13 protein-coding genes are annotated in these 20,557 nt (G+C 45.1%); 5 read left to right on the plus strand and 8 right to left on the minus strand.

Annotation, left to right across the window (positions count from 1 at the left end; translation table 11 throughout):
* Positions 1-334: 334 nt before the first annotated feature.
* Together CLV98_RS05840 and CLV98_RS05845 are read left to right on the plus strand one after the other, a co-directional pair.
* Positions 335-3,478: a SusC/RagA family TonB-linked outer membrane protein gene (locus tag CLV98_RS05840; RefSeq protein ID WP_109673361.1), complete on the plus strand. Its 3,144-nt coding sequence runs from the start codon at positions 335-337 to the stop codon at positions 3,476-3,478.
* 20 nt (positions 3,479-3,498) lie between these two features.
* Positions 3,499-4,953 carry a SusD/RagB family nutrient-binding outer membrane lipoprotein gene (locus CLV98_RS05845; protein WP_109673570.1) on the plus strand — a complete coding sequence of 485 codons (1,455 nt, stop codon included), beginning with the start codon at positions 3,499-3,501 and terminating at the stop codon, positions 4,951-4,953.
* A 67-nt stretch (positions 4,954-5,020) separates the two neighbouring features.
* Here CLV98_RS05845 and CLV98_RS23665 read toward each other — a convergent pair whose 3' ends face one another.
* From CLV98_RS23665 to CLV98_RS05860, 4 genes are all read right to left on the minus strand, one after another.
* Positions 5,021-5,185, minus strand: coding sequence for a hypothetical protein (locus CLV98_RS23665; RefSeq protein WP_170120667.1), 165 nt, complete (start codon positions 5,183-5,185; stop codon positions 5,021-5,023).
* Between the two features lie 82 nt (positions 5,186-5,267).
* Positions 5,268-7,031: a RagB/SusD family nutrient uptake outer membrane protein gene (locus CLV98_RS05850; protein WP_109673362.1), complete on the minus strand. Its 1,764-nt coding sequence runs from the start codon at positions 7,029-7,031 to the stop codon at positions 5,268-5,270.
* Between the two features lie 32 nt (positions 7,032-7,063).
* On the minus strand, positions 7,064-10,321 hold the full coding sequence (locus CLV98_RS05855; protein WP_109673363.1) for a SusC/RagA family TonB-linked outer membrane protein: 3,258 nt from the start codon (positions 10,319-10,321) through the stop codon (positions 7,064-7,066).
* Between the two features lie 286 nt (positions 10,322-10,607).
* Positions 10,608-12,083: a peroxiredoxin family protein gene (locus CLV98_RS05860; protein ID WP_109673364.1), complete on the minus strand. Its 1,476-nt coding sequence runs from the start codon at positions 12,081-12,083 to the stop codon at positions 10,608-10,610.
* A gap of 182 nt (positions 12,084-12,265) precedes the next feature.
* Here CLV98_RS05860 and CLV98_RS05865 point away from each other — a divergent pair, with 182 nt between their 5' ends.
* Positions 12,266-15,238, plus strand: coding sequence for an FAD-binding and (Fe-S)-binding domain-containing protein (locus tag CLV98_RS05865; protein WP_109673365.1), 2,973 nt, complete (start codon positions 12,266-12,268; stop codon positions 15,236-15,238).
* A gap of 26 nt (positions 15,239-15,264) precedes the next feature.
* On the opposite strand, the gene CLV98_RS05870 is transcribed toward CLV98_RS05865, so the two are convergent.
* Entirely contained in the window at positions 15,265-15,513 is a 249-nt protein-coding gene (locus tag CLV98_RS05870) for a hypothetical protein (RefSeq protein WP_146202234.1), read from the minus strand.
* Between the two features lie 206 nt (positions 15,514-15,719).
* On the opposite strand from CLV98_RS05870, the gene CLV98_RS05875 reads away from it, so the two are divergent.
* A complete protein-coding gene (locus CLV98_RS05875; RefSeq protein ID WP_146202235.1) occupies positions 15,720-16,448 on the plus strand; it encodes a hypothetical protein in 729 nt (242 codons plus the stop codon).
* Positions 16,449-16,494: 46 nt separating this feature from the next.
* Complete coding sequence (locus tag CLV98_RS05880) at positions 16,495-17,367, plus strand: alpha/beta hydrolase (RefSeq protein WP_109673571.1); 873 nt, start codon at positions 16,495-16,497, stop codon at positions 17,365-17,367.
* 19 nt (positions 17,368-17,386) lie between these two features.
* Here the strand turns inward: CLV98_RS05880 and CLV98_RS05885 are convergent, their stop codons facing one another.
* From CLV98_RS05885 to CLV98_RS05895, 3 genes are all read right to left on the minus strand, one after another.
* Positions 17,387-17,995 carry an IMPACT family protein gene (locus CLV98_RS05885; protein WP_109673368.1) on the minus strand — a complete coding sequence of 203 codons (609 nt, stop codon included), beginning with the start codon at positions 17,993-17,995 and terminating at the stop codon, positions 17,387-17,389.
* Between the two features lie 6 nt (positions 17,996-18,001).
* Entirely contained in the window at positions 18,002-19,171 is a 1,170-nt protein-coding gene (locus CLV98_RS05890) for an MFS transporter (protein ID WP_109673369.1), read from the minus strand.
* Between the two features lie 289 nt (positions 19,172-19,460).
* Positions 19,461-19,967 carry a cupin domain-containing protein gene (locus tag CLV98_RS05895; RefSeq protein ID WP_109673370.1) on the minus strand — a complete coding sequence of 169 codons (507 nt, stop codon included), beginning with the start codon at positions 19,965-19,967 and terminating at the stop codon, positions 19,461-19,463.
* Between the last annotated feature and the right edge of the window lie 590 nt (positions 19,968-20,557).

Consider the following 20,557-nt stretch of genomic DNA (forward strand, 5'->3'; position numbering starts at 1 on the left):
AATTACAAATTAGAACAATTCTTTCTTTTCTCTTTTTATACTTTACATATGTTTAATATAATCTTATCCTTCTTATTTGGATTTAACAACATTTTAAATCTTAATTTACATCAAAAAATAGATTATTATTTGGCGGCTAGTGACATTAGAAAAATTTTATTTCCTTGTTGATTGATTTACGAAAACTAATTAAAAGCATAGGTTATCCATTTTTAAAATAATGAACTACCAATTATCCTTTCTAAAACTTAAAACATTACTAAATCGAACTTAAGAAGAATTCCATCTATAATCCTATTTTATCCATAACAAACCTAATTAAATTTCAACGTAAATGAAAAGAAAGTCTACATTGAGTTACATTGTACTAATCATGTTTCTCAGCCTGAGTACCCTCGCTCAGGAGATCAGCATCAAGGGTAAGGTAAGCTCGAGCGCCGACGGTTCGGCGCTCCCAGGAGCGAGTGTCTTGCTTAAAGGCAGCAACAAAGGTAGCACCACCGATGCTGAAGGCCTCTTTACCATTCAAGCCCCTTCTGGTGCTAAACTTATCGTTTCCTTTATCGGGTTTAAATCTAAGGAGGTAAGCTTAGGCGCTTCCACCATGTTAGAAATTAGCTTGGAAGAGGATGCTACGCAGTTTTCCGAAATCGTAGTGACGGCCCTGGGAATTGCCCGGGAGAAAAAAGCCCTAGGCTATTCCGTTCAAGAAGTAAGTGGCAAGCAGCTTACCGAAGCCAGAGAAACCAACTTGGTCAACTCCCTATCGGGCCGACTGGCTGGCGTACAGGTAACCGGTTCTAATGGCGCCCCAGGGTCTTCATCTCGCATGGTGATTCGTGGTGCCAGCTCCATCGGCAGCAACAACCAACCCCTATTTGTGGTGGATGGGGTGCCCGTCGACAATAGCAATTATGGCTCTGGTACCGGAGTGGATTATGGTAATGCGGCAGCATCGATCAACCCCGACGACATTGCCAGTGTCAACGTATTGAAGGGACCTAGCGCAGCAGCACTTTATGGCTCAAGAGGAGCAAACGGCGTGGTATTGATCACCACTAAAACCGGGAAAGGAACTAAAGGAATAGGCGTTTCTGTAAACAGCAATACCACTTTCGATACTCCTTTCCGCCAGCCCGAATGGCAAAATGAATATGGCCAAGGAGCCAAAGGCCTATTCTCCTTCGTTGACGGTGCCGGTGGCGGTGTCAACGATGGAGTGGATGAAAGCTGGGGACCAAAACTAGATGGCCGGCTAATTCCTCAATTCGACTCCCCACTGGATGCCGACGGAAATCGCACAGCCACACCATGGGTAGCACAACCTGACAACGTTAACCAATTTTACCGTACCGGAAAAACTTACTCCAACAACGTATCTGTTACCGGTGCCAACGAAAACGGTGATTTCCGTCTTTCTGTAACCAACTTAAAGCAAAACGGAATCTTGCCCAATACCGACTATTCTAGAAAGACGTTTTCTTTGAATGCAGGGTATAACCTTACTAAAAAACTAAGCATCAGAGCCACTGCCAACTACATCAACGATGGGAGTGATAACCGCTCCAACTGGGGGCTTTACTTCATATGGTTTGGACGCCAGGTCAATATGGACAACTTACTACCCTACCAAGCTCCAGGGAGTATCTACCAAAACAACTGGAATAACAACTATTGGACCAACCCCTACTACGTGTTAAACCTAAGCACCAAAGCCAATAACCGTGACCGACTTTATGGTAATTTTTCGGCTACTTACAAATTTGCCGACTGGCTATCACTAACGGCTCGCACCGGAACTGACTTTTATAACGACCGCCGACAAACCCGTACTGCAGCTCGCAAGGACAACTTAAATGGCAATAAGCTCTACGACAGCTACAACGAAGAGCAAATTTTTGTAAGAGAATCCAACTCAGACTTTCTGTTAAATGCAACAAAAACATTTGGAGAATTCGATATTTCAGCAAATATCGGAGGCAACCACCGTTCTAATTTTGCCCAAAGGAACTATATGGGGGCAACTGAACTAGCCATTCCTAGGGTTTGGAACCTAGGAAACTCTCGTCAGAGACCCGTTACGCAAAACTCCATCATTGAAAAGACTGTAAATAGTTTGTATGCTTCCGCTAATCTTGGTTTTAGAAACTATTTATTCCTAGATCTTACTGCACGTAATGACTGGTCCAGTACCTTGCCGGCCAACAACCGCTCTTACTTCTACCCTTCTGCGGCGGTGAGTGCCATTATTACCGATATCTTCAATGTGAGCTCTAATGTCCTTTCCTTTGCCAAATTACGCGCCGGTATCGCCCAGGTAGGTAACGACACCGACCCATACATGCTAAGCAGCACCTACAATTATGAAAATCCATGGGGAAGTACTCCAAGCCTGTCAGAAAACAATGCGTTGTTGAATTCGAACCTAAAACCAGAAATCACCTCCTCTTATGAAATAGGTGCCGATATCCGTTTCTGGAGAAACCGTGTAGGTTTGGACATGACTTATTACTCTAAGGTTTCTTCCAATCAAATCTTAGGTGTAAACATCTCCAATGCCACCGGATACGCCTCTAAACTATTGAATGCAGGAAAAATCGAAAACAAGGGCGTCGAAATTCAGTTGACAGCCACACCAGTAAAAACCGACAATTTTTCTTGGGATATTGGCTTAAACTGGGCTAAAAACAAAAACAAGGTGGTTGAACTCGCCAACGGACTGACAACCTATCAACTCAATACCAGTTATAATGCCTTGACCCAAACCTATAGTACCAGCAGCTTTAGAGGACTGTCGGTAGAGGCTCGTGTAGGCCAGCCATTTGGAACATTCTTTGGTAAAGGCTTCCTACGCGACCCCGACAACAACATCATTTATGATAGCCAAGGCTACCCGCAAATAGATCCTGTTGGCCGTGTACTGGGAACATTTACCCCCAAGTGGATCGGTGGTTTGTCCAACACCTTTACCTACAAAAAAATATCTCTGAGCACCTTAGTCGATGCCAAGTATGGCGGTAATATCTTCTCGCAGTCCATCAACATCGGACGGTACACCGGGGTATTAAAGGAAACAACCGTCGGACGTGAAGAAGGCATCGTAGGCGAAGGCGTCGTGAATATTGGTACTGCTGACAATCCAGAATATGTACCCAACGAAAAACGCATTACTTCCGAAGAATACCACCACAAATATTACCTGCTCACCAATAACGAAAACACCATATTTGACGCCTCTTATGTCAAATTAAGAGAGGTAAAACTTACCTACTCACTATCGGGTGTGGTATTCAAGAAGCTCCCCTTCCGCGACATTACCTTCTCGGTAGTAGGACGTAACTTGGCCTTATTGTATAGCAATCTCCCCCATATCGATCCCGAAACAAGCTACTATAACGATGGCAACCTACAAGGAATAGAAAACGGACAAATCCCCACTACTCGCTCTGTAGGATTTAATATCAGCTTCAAACTTTAATAGCTTTAATGATTTTCAACATGAAAAAGATACTTCACTCCATAAACACATTCGCACTGGCCACTGGCCTTTTATGTGCGTCCGTTTCCTGTACCGACGATTTTAACGACCTTAATACCAACCCCAATAGCGCTTCTTCGGGCACCGCCGACTTGTTCCTTCCTCATGGTATCCAAAGTGCCGTAGACACCTACTGGGGAGGTACGCTAGGCCAGGATATTGGCAACCTTTATGCCCAGCATTGGGCCCGTATCCAATACACCGACATTGACCAATACACCGTATCGGCCGATGTGTACAACCTCGCCTGGCAAAACTTCTTTATTGAGGCACTTGCCGATTATCAACGGGTTTACACCATCAGTACCGAAACGGGCAACCCGAACTACCAGGCCGTATCCCTTATTATGAAAGCCTGGGTATTCTCCTTACTTACAGATATTTATGGAGACATCCCCTATGACCAGGCGCTGCAAGGGCTCGATGACACACTTCTACCTACTTATACGAGCCAAAAAGATGTGTATGCGGGCCTGATTGGAGACCTAAAAACGGCTAACGATTTGATCACCCTGACCGGCAACAGCATCTCAGGAGATATCCTCTTGAATGGAAACATGCTGAAATGGAAGAAATTCGCCAATTCATTGAGCTTGCGTATCCTCAACCGTATGCTTGATAAATCTGACGCTTCTCTGGATGTAAAAACAGAAATCGGTAGAATCTTGAGTAACCCCACGCAGTATCCCATCATTGCCAGTAATGCCGACAACATCCAGTTGAATTATTTGGATGCTACCAACAACAACAACCCCGTCAACCAGAACCGTAAAACACGTGACGACCATCGGGTGAGTGCCACCTTGGTAAACCGCTTACTAGAACTTGATGACGACCGCCTGACCGTTTATGCAAACCTTCCTGCCGACGGCGGACCATACAAAGGGGTTCCCAATGGACTAGCAGCCTCAGATGCCAACGCATTAGGCCTGTCAAAAACATCTACAGTAGGGAGCTACTTCGTGGCGGCAACCGCTCCAGGTGTGATTATCACCTATGCAGAAGTCCTATTCTTAAAGAGTGAAATGGCTTATAAGGGCATTACCTCGGCTGGCGACATGGAAGAAAATTATAAAGCAGGGATCACCGCCTCCTTCGCGCAATACAAACTAACCGTTGCACCAGCTTATCTGGAAGCCAATGCCTTAAAGTCTGGAGAGCAAGGCTACTACCAGTTGATAGAGCAAAAATGGATATCGCTCTTTGGACAAGGTATAGAAGCATGGACCGAATTTCGTAGAACAGGAATTCCTACCCTTTCGCCTCCACTACTTAACACCAATGGCAACGTAATCCCTACTCGCCTTCCATACCCCACTTCTGAGGAATCGTTAAACTATGAAAATTTCTCGAGTGCACTCTCGAATCAAGGTGGACAGAACGACATGAAGCTAAAACTATGGTTCGCTAAATAAAAAATAACCCTCCTTTACAAACAAAAATCGTGGATCCTACTAGGGTTCACGATTTTTGCTTTTACGATCAGTTAAAGTCTTTCAACATCCTAACAAAATCGTCCTCATAGTCTTTCAATGCCTTCAGCAACACCTGAAGCTCTTCATATTCTAAAGTACCTTTTTTAGCTTCAAAAATGGCATCAGCCCGCTCTGAAGCTTTTTCATATTCTCCTTCTGTGCTGATTTTCATGGGTTCCAAATAATTTTTATTTGCAAAATAAAGTAAAAAAACCGGCCAAACGGCCGGTTTTCTATATTAAGTAAACAGATTATTAGTATCCTGTATTCTGCACTAGCGTAGGCTGACCATCTCTTTGACTGTTCAAAATCTCGTCCTGAGGCAGTGGGAAGTAGTTGTTCTTAGCAGTAAAAGTCTTGCCACCCATATAGCCACGTTTATTGAAGGTACGACCAGAAGGTTCTTTACCAGCCGCCGCTTCCTCTACAGCATATTTGTTTAGCACTTTCTCAGCAATTCCCCAACGAACCAGGTCGAAGAAACGATGACCTTCCATAGCAAATTCCAATCGCTGCTCCATGCGAACAGCGTTGATGGCATACGCGGCACCATTGGCTACAAATGTGCCGGTAGGATATGGTTCTATTTGATAATTGACAGTAGGATCTTGTACGGAACCTGTTTTAGCACGGATCCGTAGCTGGTTGACATACCCTTCGGCCTTGGCAAGATTACCTAATTCTGCCTCACATTCGGCCAGCCAGAGTATAACATGTGACAACTTCAGAAGACGATAGTTATTGTTGGTGTTTCTTTTACTGGTAGAGTGCGTGGTACTGTTTTCTTCGGATACGTAATACATCCATTTTTTCCCTGTAAAAGGCCCTGCATAGGCTTGATCACGAATCCAGATAGCACCGGGCATAGGACCCCAATCCAAGAAATTCACACCACGGCGACCTACAGTCCAATCCAAACGAGGATCTACTGGAATCGTTTTATCTAAAACAAAGGTAGCGGACGCTGCAATACCTTGATCATTTGGCAAGTCTACCTGGTTATAAGTATCCAAAGTACCATCAGCGGCGGCACCAATCATGGGAACGCCATCTTTGGTTTTAAATGCATTCACTAGGTTATGAGATGGCTGGTAAAATCCACAACACCCCCGACCAGGAGCCGTTGCGGAATAGGGCCAATTCAAGTTATCACCCGCATTACCATTATTACCAGTCGTTCCATCATTGACAGAAAATTGTACTTCGAAAATCGATTCCGTGTTGTTATTTCCGGTTGTACGATAGTTGTCATGATAATTCGCTACCAATTTTTTACCAGAATTCTGAATCACCTCTTCCAATAAAGTCTTGGCGAGTTCCCACTTTTTCTGAAAGATCATCGCTTTGGCCAAGTATGACTTAGCTGCCCATCTGGTAGCACGACCCTTCTGAGCTTGAGTCGCCGGAAGATTCTCGGCAGCAAAGGCGAAATCGGCCTCAATATTGCTCCAAATATCCTCGCTGTTAGGAATCTTCGTAGAATTAGGGTTAGCCCGGTCATATATTTTTTCGTCAATAAACGGAACCTTGCCCCACATCTTCTTTGCTTCAAAATGGTAATGTCCCCTTAGAAAACGAGCTTCGGCTACTACCTGTATTTTCTCTGCATCCGTCATGTCTTTTACCTCTGGACTATTAACGATCTGAATGACCTCGTTACATCGTGCAACCCCATCATAGGAATGCCACCATTTTCCAAGAAAATAGGTATTATCAGCCAACCAGTTATACTGTTCTATAAAAGACTGCTCCGGTTGGTCTCCAGCATCGGTACCTTTTACGGCATCGTCGCTACTAATACCTCCGAAAACATAATTAGAAATCGTGGACTGACGGCCAGTATTTCCGGCTCCTACACCATCCACCAACGAATAAGCCCCAATTAGAAGTGCATTCACCCCGTTTTTGGTACTAAGCTGCTCCAGAGAAGCCCGCCCTTGCGGCTTTAGGTCGAAGAAATCGTCCGAACACGAAAAGCTTAATCCGACCAAAATGATCAATACTGCAATTTTTTTCATAATATATATAGAATATAAGATCAATTTTTTGATTAGAACCCGAAACGTACCCCTACTAGATATGATTTGGCTACCGGATAGGCACCTTCATCTACACCCATATGAGTATCTTGGTTGTTATTTCCTGAAGCACGCAGGTTGATGTCAGGATCCAAACCGGTATATTTGGTGAGTGTGAAAAGATTCTGCCCCTGAATATACACCTGTGCCGAATTGATTTTTATCTTGTTAAGGAGAGTATTAGGTACGGTATAAGTAAGCTGAATATTCTTCAATCTCAAATAAGAACCATCTTCCAAGAAATAGGATGATACCTGCTGGCTGGTCGCATCGCCTGAGTTAAGACGTGGCAATTTGGCATCGTCGCCCGGCTGCTTCCATGAATTATAAAGCATGTCTTTCGAACGGTTTCCTTGAAATACGTTGAAGTCTGTCCAGTAGCGCGTGTAGTTAAAAATCTGGTTACCATATACGCCCTGACCGAATAATGACAAGTCGAAACTCTTATAGGCCACGTTCAAATTAATACCATAATTAAAATCGGGATGAGGATTCCCAATGATAGTACGGTCGGCGGCAGTAATTATTCCGTCGCCATTTATATCCCTGAACTTGAAGGTACCTTCACGGGTATATGAGCCAAATTTAGGAGCGGCATCGGCCTCTGCCTGATCTTTTATAACGCCATCCACATAATAACCATAGTAACTCGCTATAGGTGAGCCTGCACGGGTCGCCGACATGGCTGGAAGCCGTGTACTGAAACCAAAAATGGTAGCAGAAGGATTGTCATTCAGTTTGACTACGTTATTCTTATACTTACCAAAGTTCAGACCTACACTAAAGCTAAAGTCTCCTAATTTCTCACGGTAGTTCAACCCTATGTCGAAACCTTTGTTGTTGATTTCACCGATGTTGGTGTATGGCACCGAACCACTACCTGCAGTACGAGGGATGGCAATTTGAGTCAACATGTCTGTGGTGGTTCTATCGTACAAGTCCAAAACAAATTCAATACGGTTGTTTAACAAAGCTGCATCTAAACCAATATTGGTGGATGTATTGGTCTCCCATTTACCTAACGAATTACCGAATTGTACCAGATCGAATCCACCAACGATAGAAGAACCTGTACCGTTGATATCATATCCGTTATTGGAAGGATCGGCAGCATAAAGTGTATAGGAATTGTATACGTTAGGAATCTGCTGGTTACCAGTTTTACCCCATCCAGCCCGAACTTTCAGGTCGTCGAGAAACCCTGCTTTTTTAAAGAACTCTAACTCCGATAAACGTACACCGACAGAAAAGGCTGGGAAAACCCCATAACGATTCGCTTCAGAGAAACGAGATGAGCCATCGCGACGTAAAGTAAAGTCGGCCAAAAGCAAATCTTTATAACCATAATTCACCTTACCAAACTGCGAGAATAAAGCACTTTCTACTGCACCCGCACCTGAATTACTGAGTCCTGAGGCCGATCCTGCATCCAAGTACCGATAGTCTAGATCGTCGAATGCGAATGCACTTCTACTCGCTCTAAATCCAAATCCATATGTTTTTACCGATTCTGTACCTAGCAAAACATTGAAAGTATGTACGCCCAACTTTTTGGAGTAGTTTAAAGTATTAAACCAAGTGAGCGACCGATCTAAATCGTTGATCACATTTAGACTGTTGGCATTTCTGGCCTCTGCTGCCTCAATATCACGGTGAAAATATTCAGAACGATTGTACTGATTATATTCCAGTCCTAAACTTGTTTTGGCAGTAAGACCTTCCAATATTTCCACACTAGCAAACACATTACCAAAGATGTGTGAACCCTTGGTGATATTGTCTTTTTCACGGTAAAGACGAGCCAAAGGATTGGGCGCATTACCAAGGTTGCTACCACGGCTACCTGCAAATCCATTATAAGGCGAGGTATTGGTACCACCTAGAGCCACAGGCCCGCCTGTAATATCAAAAACAGGGATAATAGGGTGAACCCGAATCGCAAACATAATAGGATTACTCTCATCATTATTGGTAATTCCTTGGCGTTCATCGTAGGAGAAAGTCAGGTTTTCTCCAATTGTCACCCTACCTTTTGTAAATTCTGTATTGGCCCTAACAGAGTATCGCTTGTAGTTGGTATAACGAAGGATACCATTTTGCTTGAAATAATTGGCGGAAATTGCATACTTAGCCGATTGAGATCCGCCTGAAGCGCCAATTTGATAATTCGAAATAGACGCTGGGTCGAAAATCACGTCCTGCCAGTCGGTACCGGCTTTATTAGCCTTGGTAATGTTAAAAGCCGTTTTCCCTAAATTAGGATCCGCTATGTCGTTGGTATAGGTAAAATTGGCAGGCAATTCCCCATATATATTAGGATAGATATAATCCGCCATCGTTTGATTCCCCTGCTCGTCAAATTTATACTGAGCAGATGGGGAAGTAATCCAAGGGCTTTTCCCAGCGCCAATGTCCGACTGAAACAAATAATCGCCCAATTCCTTGGCGTTCAATAGATCCAACATTTTACCTGGACGCTGTGTACCCGTGTAAAAGTCGAAGGTGATGCTCGGTGCTCCCGACTTACCCTTTTTGGTCGTGATAATCACAACCCCGTTGGCAGCCCTCGCTCCATAGATAGACGCAGCCGATGCGTCCTTTAACACCTGCATCGATTCGATATCATTGGGATTGATTTGATTGAGCGTGCCCTGCGTAGGCACTCCATCGATAACATACAAGGGGCTGTTATTATTAATGGAGCCAAACCCACGGATACGAACCATAGTTCCTCCGCCTGGCGAATTATCGTTTCCGACAGTTACCCCGGAAGCCCGTCCTTGCAGCATTTGTGTAACACTTGCCGAGGGTACTGCGGTAAGTTCCTTGGCGTCTATCACCGCTACCGCACCTGTTATGTCGGCCTTACGCTGCACGGTATACCCAGTTACCACTACTTCTGTTAGGCTTTTGATATCTTCATTAAGCGTTACATCGATTAAAGTCCGATTGCCTATTGTGATTTCTTGTTTTAAAAAACCAATGGATGAAAATACTAATATGGCATTATCCGATTTTACTTCAAGGGAATAGTTTCCTTCAGCATCGGTTACACTACCAATGTTGCTCCCTTTCACTTGAACATTCACACCCGGTATTTCTGTCTTATCGGTATTTGAAGTTACCTTCCCACTTACTTTCCGATCTTGAGCAAGGCTTTCCTGAGCTCCTAAAGCTACCAAAAGGAGCAATCCGATCAGAAATGTCATAGCTTGTAGCTGTTTTTTCATACGCTTCTAAATTTTGCTGGTTAAATAAATGATTTGTTATGGTAATTTGTAAATCAAATGTACTCACAGTACAGACAAATTATAGGAAAATTTCAAAATTATTTTTCATTTATTATAGATAAACACTTGTTTACTTATAAAGCTTACCATTTATAACTAATCTCCCATACAAAACACTAATCGCGTCAACTACTCTCTTATATATATCTTAATCCATTTTGAACATAAAAAAAAAACCCGTTCTAATAAGGAAGAACGGGTCATATAAGTCTAAACATCGGCTATATCAAGGCGCTAAAGCCTTCTGAATGGCGGCATTCAAAGCGGCATTGTCCGGAAATTCTTGAGGAATCCAACGGTTCAATATTTTCCCCTGGCCATTGGCCACCAAAAACGGATACCGAATATCTATCGCCAAAGCGTCTTCCATTTTACCTATCTGGTCGTCAGTCGCCCATAAATGGATGGCGGTAGGCCTATCCTTAACATACGTTTTCCAGGTGTCGGCACCCAAGCCGCGGATTACAGAAACATAAGCGAACTGTACCTTACCGCTAAATTGTTCTTCCATTTTTTTCAGATCGGGCTCATGCTGACCGATGCTATAGGCGAATACCAAGACCAGGGGTAGGCCTTTCCACCGATCGATCTCCACAATGGACCCGTCGGTCTTCTGTAAAGCCAATGCGGGCAAACTGGAACCCGGAACCAGTTTTTCTCGAGTAGCCACCTGATTTTTCAGATAGGGAATATAAGGGGAATGAGGTAAGGTGGATTCATAATCGGCCATCAAAGATTTCCCTGGCTCTATAGATGCCACGGCCGTATTGGCATAATTGAGCCAATAAGTTAACAGATACTCCTGTTGCTTAGGATAAGGGGCAAGTTTGGCCTTACTAAACAAATATAAATCGTGTATAGCCTCGGGACTTATTTCGAAACGAGTAGCCTTATCTACCGGATATTTTCGCAGGGTCGGAATGAGCACCCAGTTGCGAAGCTCATCTCTATAGGCCTTGCTGAGCAAAGCTTCGTCAGGTAATATTTCAAAATTCGCCAGACTATAATCATCCAATAACTTCTGTTGCTCGGCATCGAGGGTCTTCACTCTGTTCTTACGCATGATGCGTTCCTGAATTAAACGACTCATCACCATAGGTTCGGCCAGGGTAACCCCACGCACATAACCTTCAAAGGCTTTACTTACCGTGGTATTGGCCTTAAAGTCCTTAAAAGCACGCTCTCTAAGCATCTTTAAGCTATCACTCTGCACCACAACCATCTGGTTGTCCACTTGGGTGGGTTTAAAACCGAACACGGGCAAATATTGGTATTGGTTTTCTAGAAAATAAGTCTTCAAAAATTCTTGGTAGCTGGCACGGGTGCCCTCAAAGTAGATATCATGATTGGCCTCTACCCTGGCCATGAGTTCATCTCCCGGCTCAACGTATAGGATCCAAGTCTTATTAACGCCTTCTCCAGCATATTGCAGCCTGAAAATAGTAGGTGTGGTTAAGGCCACGTCAAGGCTATCTATCGTTCGCTTAGCCATAGGGACCGAGGCGACGGCAGCTAACTTGGAGTCGGCAAGGCCTACACCCAGATTGGGGTGAAAGCCTACATCTTCCTGCACCAGTGTGATAACACCAGTAAGACCCTGGGCGCCCGAAATGACGAGCTTACTCGTTGATTGGGCCAAAATAAAACGACTACCTAGGAGTACTAATAGTAGTGAGAGGCTGTATTTGTAAATGCGAGGCATGTGGAATGGTTAGAATATAAGTATGTTGTCAACGTTATAGGTCATAAAAACAATACCAAATGCCGGCAAAAATATCAAATGTTTCATTTCACCCACCATTTCTGATCCGATTCATTATATTCGCCCATATAATGAATCAACAGCTCTAACCACGCCGACATCCCTAATTCTTCATCTTTCCCATGAATCGCTTAGACCGTTTAAATTTCAATAGCTTACAAAAAAACTTTCAAGGAGCGCTATATTACGACGATTCCACCTTGCATCGGGCACAAAAGGCCATCTATGCTACCGATGCCTCCGTATATCAGGAGGACCCCTTGGCGGTGGCTATTCCCCGCAATTCAGAAGACCTAAAATTGCTAATACGCTTCGCCAAGCAAAATAAGACGACCCTTATTCCAAGGGCTGCAGGAACCTCTCTGGCGGGTCAGGTGGTCGGAAAAGGAATTGTGGTGGACATTTCCAAGCATTTTGGGAAGATTATTGAAGTAAACCCAGCCGAAAAATGGGTACGTGTTCAGCCTGGCGTCATCCGCGACGACCTTAACAAACACCTGGCCGAATATGGGTTATTGTTTGGCCCCGAAACGTCTACAGCCAGTAGAGCGATGATTGGAGGGATGATCGGCAACAATTCCTGTGGGCTGCATTCCATCACCTGGGGCAATACCCGTGACCATTTATTGGAAGTACACACCATTCTTTCCGATGGCACTGAAGCCATTTTTAACAACCAGACCATTAGCGAATACCAAGAAAAAACTTTCCGGGACACGAGTCTGAGTAAGCGCGAGAAGGCCATCCATGCCGGCATGTGGGGAATACTGTCGAACCCAGTAGACCAAGAGCTGATTCAAAAACAGTTTCCTAAGAAAACAGTTTCCCGCCGAAACTCGGGATATGCCCTCGATGCGCTGGTCGACAACCTTCAACACGACCAAATAAACCTCTGCCAATTGATAGCGGGATCGGAAGGAACCCTCTGTTTCGTCACCGAAGCCAAACTCTCCCTAGTCGACCTCCCCCCTAAGGCCGTCGGAGTCGTGTGTATTCATACCGAAACCCTGGCCGAGGCCCTCATTGCCAACCGAACCGCCATGCGATTTAAGCCCAAGGCCTCGGAACTGGTAGACAAGTACATTATGGACTTCACCAAAGGACACCACGTATATGGGCAAAATCGCTTTTTTATGGTGGGCGACCCGGAGGCCTTACTGATGGTGGAATTTTGGGGTAAAACTACCGAGGAGGTCCAAAGACAAGTGGAACCATTAATCGCTCAACTTCAGGAGCAAAAATTAGGTTACGCCTACCCTTTGCTATTCGGCGCTGAAGCCGACAAAGCCTGGGACATCCGCAAAGCCGGCCTAGGCCTCATCCGAAACCTTCCAGGAGACCTTCAACCCGTCAATTTGATAGAAGACTGCGCAGTAGATGTAGACGACCTACCCGAATATATAGCCGACCTGGCCGAGCTACTCCAGCGACACCAGCTTCATGCCTCCTACTATGCACATGCTGGCGCTGGAGAGCTGCATGTAGAGCCGCTGATCAACCTAAAGACCCAAGAGGGAAAACAACAGTTCAGACAGGTATTGGCAGAAACAGCCGTACTGGTAAAAAAATTTCGAGGAGCCCTCTCTGGAGAACACGGTGATGGTCGATTAAGAGGCGAATTTATTCCCTTTATGATGGGTGAAGAAGTTTATGAGCTCTTCAAACAAGTGAAAAAACTCTGGGATCCCGATGGCCTTTTTAACGCCAATAAGATCACCGATACGCCACCTATGAACGAGTTTCTGAGATACGAGCAGGATCAGCCTCATACGCCACTGCCTACCACCTTCGATTTTTCGAAGCAAGAGAGCATGCTAAAAATGGCAGAAAAATGCAGTGGCTCCGGAGATTGCCGCAAGACAGAACTCACCGGAGGCACCATGTGTCCTAGTTTTATGGCTACCCGCCAAGAAAGAGATAGCACCAGAGCCCGGGCCAATATATTGCGGCAATACCTTACGGGTCAAGAGCACCCCAAATCGCAGTCCACCAGCCAAACCGCTGTGGATCAGGAAATGGTCAAAGAGGTATTGGACCTCTGCCTGTCTTGTAAGGGTTGCCAAGCGGAGTGTCCATCGAGTGTAGATGTCGGCAAGATGAAGGCGGAGTTTACCCAACAATACTACCAAACCCATTCCGTCCCCCTACGCACTAAGCTTATCGCAGGGTTTTCGACCCAGATGAAGCGTGCTTCAATAGCCCCCTGGGTTTACAATGCGGTATTTTCAAACACGGTTTTGCGGAGAATGGCCAATAAAGTCGTGGGGTTCCATCCCGACCGTACCATGCCAGCACTCAACAAGCAAACTTTAAAACACTGGCTCGACCACCGTCCCGCCTCCAACAAACCTAAAGACAGCAGAATGGTGTATCTTTTCTGTGATGAATTTACAAATTATAATGACCTGGAAGTAGGCATGAAGACCGTCGAGCTGCTGGAGGCTTTAGGCTATGAGGTAATCGTTCCCGAACATGTAGAATCGGGCCGATCGTACTTGTCTAAAGGCCTCGTAAAGCAAGCGCAACAGCTAGCTATTGCCAACATCCAAAATCTAAAAGGCCTCATTACCGAAAACACCCCTTTGATAGGCATGGAGCCGTCGGCTATTCTCTCCTTCCGCGACGAGTATGTGGATCTCGTTCCACAAGACCTCAAACGGTCAGCTCAACGAATAGCCAGCAATAGCCTCTTGGTAGAGGAGTTCTTAGCACGTGAAATTGACGCCAAAAGAATAAGCGCTGAGAAATTTACCGACCAGCCTCGTCTGATCAAATTGCATGGTCATTGTCACCAAAAGGCCCTTTCCTCACTTTCTGCACCCAAAAAGGCCCTTTCATTACCCGTCAACTATAAGGTGCAGTTGATCCCCTCCGGATGCTGTGGCATGGCGGGCTCATTTGGTTATGAGGTAGAACATTATGATGTTTCCATGCAAATAGGCGAACTGGTATTATTCCCTACCATTCGAAGCCAATCCGACGAGGTTCTGATTGCGGCTTCAGGAACTAGTTGCCGGCACCAAATCAAGGATGGTACCGGCCGAAAGGCCCTTCACCCCGTCGAAATTCTTTGGGAGGCCTTACGCAAAAACTAGAAACCAACACAGGGGGGGCAGGATAATTACTCGGTCCCCCTTATATTATCCATAATGGTATCGGCATCAGTATGTTTCTCCACTTCTCCAGTATAGCTGGAGTCGGCGGCGACGCCCGTATTATTTTCTGATTCTTTAAAATTGCCTTCATGGTTAAAGTACCCACCAAAAAATGCAATAAGCATTAATACCACACCCACCCCTAAAATATATTTCCATACATTTTTTGTGTTTTTTGTGGCTCTTGCTTCTTTATCTGTTTCATTCCTGTTCATGACATATCTCAATTTGTTATGATTACCTTTGTAACAAATCCGTTCCAGGCCTTTGGGAGGGGAAAAACCCACCTTGTATTGGTCATTTTGTTGAATTTATTTCACTTAACAAACATAGATATATCAATCTTCTACTAAAATCGTTATAGGACCTGTTCGTATTGCAACTTTATTAGCATACAGCGTCTCAACAAAACACTATAGCCATGAAATCGACCCTAACATTTTGTTTAATATTATGCTTATTCTCTCTCACCGCTACAGCACAAAACACCCGTAGCTTTCTATCTATTAGCGGAGGTTATAGCCTACCCGTGGGGGAAATGGCCCAGGAGAAACTCAATGACCCCCTATCGGGCTTGGCCGGATCGGGATATTACGGACAAGCCAACTACGACTTTCGGGTTTTTAGATGGCTGGGACTCCGTGCCTCGGGGAGTAAAAACATCAATACCACCAACTCTGGCCCCATTATCAGTAAGGCCGACAGCTATGCCACCCTGCTGGGAGACTCCTATACCTGGGATACGCAGGTATCCAAATGGAAACTAAACGCCCTACTGATAGGTCCGGCGCTCTACCTCAATTTCAACCGCGTTCAGTTTGAAGCCCACTTGCAGGCAGGGAAAATATGGGCTAATTCTCCCTCCGTCAACCTCATCGGCAGGTCGGCTCAAGATAGCGAACCCGTGAATGTCGACTTGCTTTCGGCCTCTACTTCGGCCATGGGCTATGGTGCTGGTGCTAGCCTGCGCTTTCCCCTGATCAAAAACTTGTTTCTACATTTTACAGGCGACATCATTGGTGCTGAAGCTGAGCTGAAGGACGTGGCCATTACCGCTACCAAAGGGAGCTACCAGTTGGTAGATAAAATTAGCGACAAGCGCTTTATAGGTGTAGTGAACGTGGGCGCTGGGTTTGGGATTGCTTTTTAAAAACCTTATAAAGGGTAGAAAATTTCCGTTTAGAACTTATGGACCTATGAAAATAAGTACCAAAATCCATCTAGCCGCCAAGGGACGTGCCGCTAGTAGTATCTTTTTCCTATTGGCCCTTCTGTTAGGAAGCCTCAGCAAGCCTGCACACGGGCAGGACAGCCTTAAGGTCGTTTACAAACAAATCGATAGCCTGTCACTTAACCTTCGGATCTACTACCCACCCAATACCAAAAAGAAAAACGCGGCGATGATCTTCTTCTTTGGTGGAGGATGGAACGGTGGGAGCTATACCCAGTTCCTTAATCAAGCCAAATACTTCGCTTCCCGCGGACTCATTACCATACTAGCCGACTATAGAGTGGCAAGCCGTAATAAAACCAGTCCCTTTGAAGCCGTCATGGACGCTAAGTCGGCGATACGCTACCTACGAGAAAACAAAAAAGAACTGCATATTGACGGCAAAAAAATCATAGCCGCCGGAGGATCGGCTGGGGGCCATTTGGCCGCGGCAGCAGACCTTACACAACTCGACGAGCCCGGCGAAGACCTCAAAGTAAGCTCGCGCCCCAATGCTTTGGTGCTATTCAATCCGGTTTATAATAATGGCCCTGGCCAGTATGGTTATGACCGTATTGGCGACCGCTATATGGAAATATCACCCTATCATAACATTAGAAAAGGAGCCGCACCCACCATCGTATTCCTGGGTACTCAAGACAAACTCATCCCTGTGGCTGTCGGTGAAATGTACCGCGACAAACTAAAGTCGGTCGGCAGTCGTAGTGAACTATACCTATTCGAAGGGATGGGTCATGGATTTTTTAATAAGGGGGAGCCGTACACAGAAACCGTCCGCCAGGCCGACCGATTCCTAGAATCACTAGGCTATATTAAGGGGCCGCCAACGATTAAATAGTACGGCATAACCGAGCTGGTTAACTCTCAAGCGTGACTACCAGCCCCTCTACCAAGTCGCAACGGGCTATAAACCGCTCGGTTAGCGTTGTCCGTACTTCTAGGGTCATAGTGCACTCCATCTGAAAATCCTGTGAAAGCACGGGCAGATTCATTTCTTTCACGATGCGCATGGCGTCGTTCATTTGGACATAGGCAAAGGTAAGCCGGTAATGGTTGACCATATATTGGGTAACGAACTCGGCCTCTGCCAACGCCTCCTCAGTCGCAGTCTTATAGGCATTTATCAAGCCAGGAACGCCCAATAAAGTACCCCCAAAATACCGAACTACCACCACCAAAAGGTTCGTAATATCTTTGGAGTATAGGGTATTCAAAATAGGTCTTCCTGCCGTTCCCGAGGGTTCCCCGTCATCGCTCATGCGGTAGCTCATACGGTCCTGTCCTAGCCTATAGGCATAGCAATGATGGACGGCTTTGGGGTGTAGTTCTTTAAGGGCAGCCAGTAGGTCCTTTGCCTCCGCCTCGGTACCGATTGGGTAGGCATAAGCATAAAACTTGCTTCCTTTATCTTTAAAAAATCCTTCGACAGGTTCTGCTATGGTTTGATAACTATCTTCGAATAACACGGGTGGCTAACTTTTTTTATGATAAATCCAGACCGTATATAAAAGGCCTAAGGAGGCAATGCCCCCCATGGCCAAGAATACCGCTGGCAATTGATTGATATTATTGTCGAATATTTCGGCCGAAAGCACGGCTCCAAGTCCAATACCCGCCTCCAGGGCTATGTACATGGTAGCAATGGCCCGGCCCCTATTCTGATCCCCGGCCAGGTCGATGGTCCAGGCCGACAGCACTGGCGACAACACCCCCATGGCCATGCCAAAAAGAGCGGCTCCAGCACAGAAGAGATGAATAGAGGTAGCAAAACCGGTAACGCACATGGCCAGTATAAGCAATAAACAGCCTATGATCGCCACTGGCTCTCGTCCCTTCCTATCGGACGTCTTGCCGGCTACAAGGCGTACCAATAATGAAAACAAGGTAAAGACCATGAAGTATAACCCCCTATTACCCAGTCCCAAATGATCGCTAAAGTCGGGAGTGACGGTAAGGACAGCGCCAAAACTAAAATACACCAATAAGATAATGAGAGCTGGTTTAAAAACGTCAGGCTCAAAAATATCACGACGACTCAAGCGAAAAGTGTTCCATGAGATCTCCTCTTTCTGCTGAAGCGTTTCTTTCATATTTACCAAAATTATAATGGACAAAAAAGCCAAGAGTGAGGAGGTATAAAAGAGAATATTCAAGGAAAATTCGTTGCTTATAAGGCTCCCTATCGCAGGACCAAAGGCCGCCCCTACCCCCATACAAATCCCATGGATCCCCATGGCTTCGCCCCTGCGCGAGGCGGGGACTATATCTGCCACATAGGCCGAAGTCCCCGTGGGCTTAAAACCTGTAGAAAATCCATGCGCCAACCGCAACAACAAAAAGGGAATAACGGTGGTAAAAACAGGATATAAGAAGCCACATACTACACATACCAAGGACCCGACGACCATCACCGGAACCCTCCCTAGCTTATCGGTAAGTCGGCCACTCAGTGGTCGGGACAGCCCCGCCGTAAGCGTAAACAGCCCGATAATAAACCCCTTATATTCGGCTCCCCCCATGGCCGTCAAATAACCGGGCAACTCGGGAATAAGCATATTGAAGCTGGAGGAGAAAAGGAAAGAACTAAGCCCCAGAAGCCAGAACTGACTCGTAAAAATACGGGGTGGATGTGCTGTAATCATCCGACAAAACTACAAAGATTATCGAGCTACAGCAATCCCGATCGACGGCATTTCTTGCCAAACTCCGTTATATTCCTAAACTGGACTAGTCCCAGAGCTACCCAAGTCTAATCATAACCAGGAAGCTTGAGGCACTGAATGGTTATTTCGGAAAAACCGTACCTTGGATTTTGGCTTAATAGTGTGCTTTGAATAATCTAATTGAAACCCAAAAAGTAGTACTGATTTTTGAATACCCAGTTGGGAAATAGAAAGTAAATCTTTATTTATCCTCAGAAACCATCATTTTTTAGGAGTAGGTGAGTTCTGTAATTAAGTCGATATGTGCAGGGAATTCCCTACCCAATAATTTCCGATCCGCCATTTCAAAATCTTCGAAATCGAAACCCGGCGCAACTGTGCAGCCTACCAAACTATAAGCAGAGTTGGACATCGGTCGAGAAGCGAACCAGGCTCCGGCTGGAACAACGGCTTGAAAAACCTCACCATTTTCAGGATTGTTCCCCAGCTTGATGGTATATTTAGTTTTGTACCTAGGGTCCAGAACATAGATTTCTAATGATTCGCCTGCATAAAAATGCCACAGTTCGTCGGAAAGTATACGATGAAATGCAGAAATTTGACCTTGCTCCAAAAGGAAATATATGCCAGTACAATATGCTCTATCGCCTTTGAAGTGTGTAGGTAAAGCGTTTTGGTCTATCATTCCGGTGGATCGATACATTTCGGCATAATGTCCGCCCTCGGGATGCGGTTGAAGTTGGTATTGTTGGATCCAGAAGTCGGCAGGTTTCATAGTGATAGGGTATAGTAAGGTACTAACCTGATAAATAACTGGACACAAAATTAAGTTTATTATATTTAATTTAATATCCTATAGGCAAATATCACAAGAATTATGTTGTAAATGTAATGGCCATTATCAGAAAGAAACGTGCTTCCCCATAAGACGAATCCTTGGAGATAATTTTCTGCCATACCACTTTTAATGTAGTGTCGCACAAGGGCTTGGTCCATTCATAGGTCGGATATAACGGCAAGTCAAAATCATTTTTATCGAATAAAACATGGCTAATTGGACTTAAGTTTAAAATAATCACCATTAGCCCCTTGAAATAAATTAAATGAAGCAGTCTTTAACTCCGGCAAATTCCTTTCCTTGATTTATTACCTGACCTTAGTTAATGGATACAATTCCCAGAAATCTCTATTTTGACTTACTAATCATACCCCGGAAGCTTCAGGCACTGAACAAAGAAATTATCGCAGATATAGAGTAAATTGGTTTCAGGGTTAATCACGAAGCTATACAAACCAAAACTCGCTCTGCTGTCTTTACAATTATTTGGGGCCTTGGCCTTCCATTTGAGCAAACCGGTGCGGCTG

The organism is Dyadobacter jejuensis (assembly GCF_003149085.1).
In the GTDB taxonomy this organism is placed as follows: domain Bacteria; phylum Bacteroidota; class Bacteroidia; order Cytophagales; family Spirosomataceae; genus Dyadobacter; species Dyadobacter jejuensis.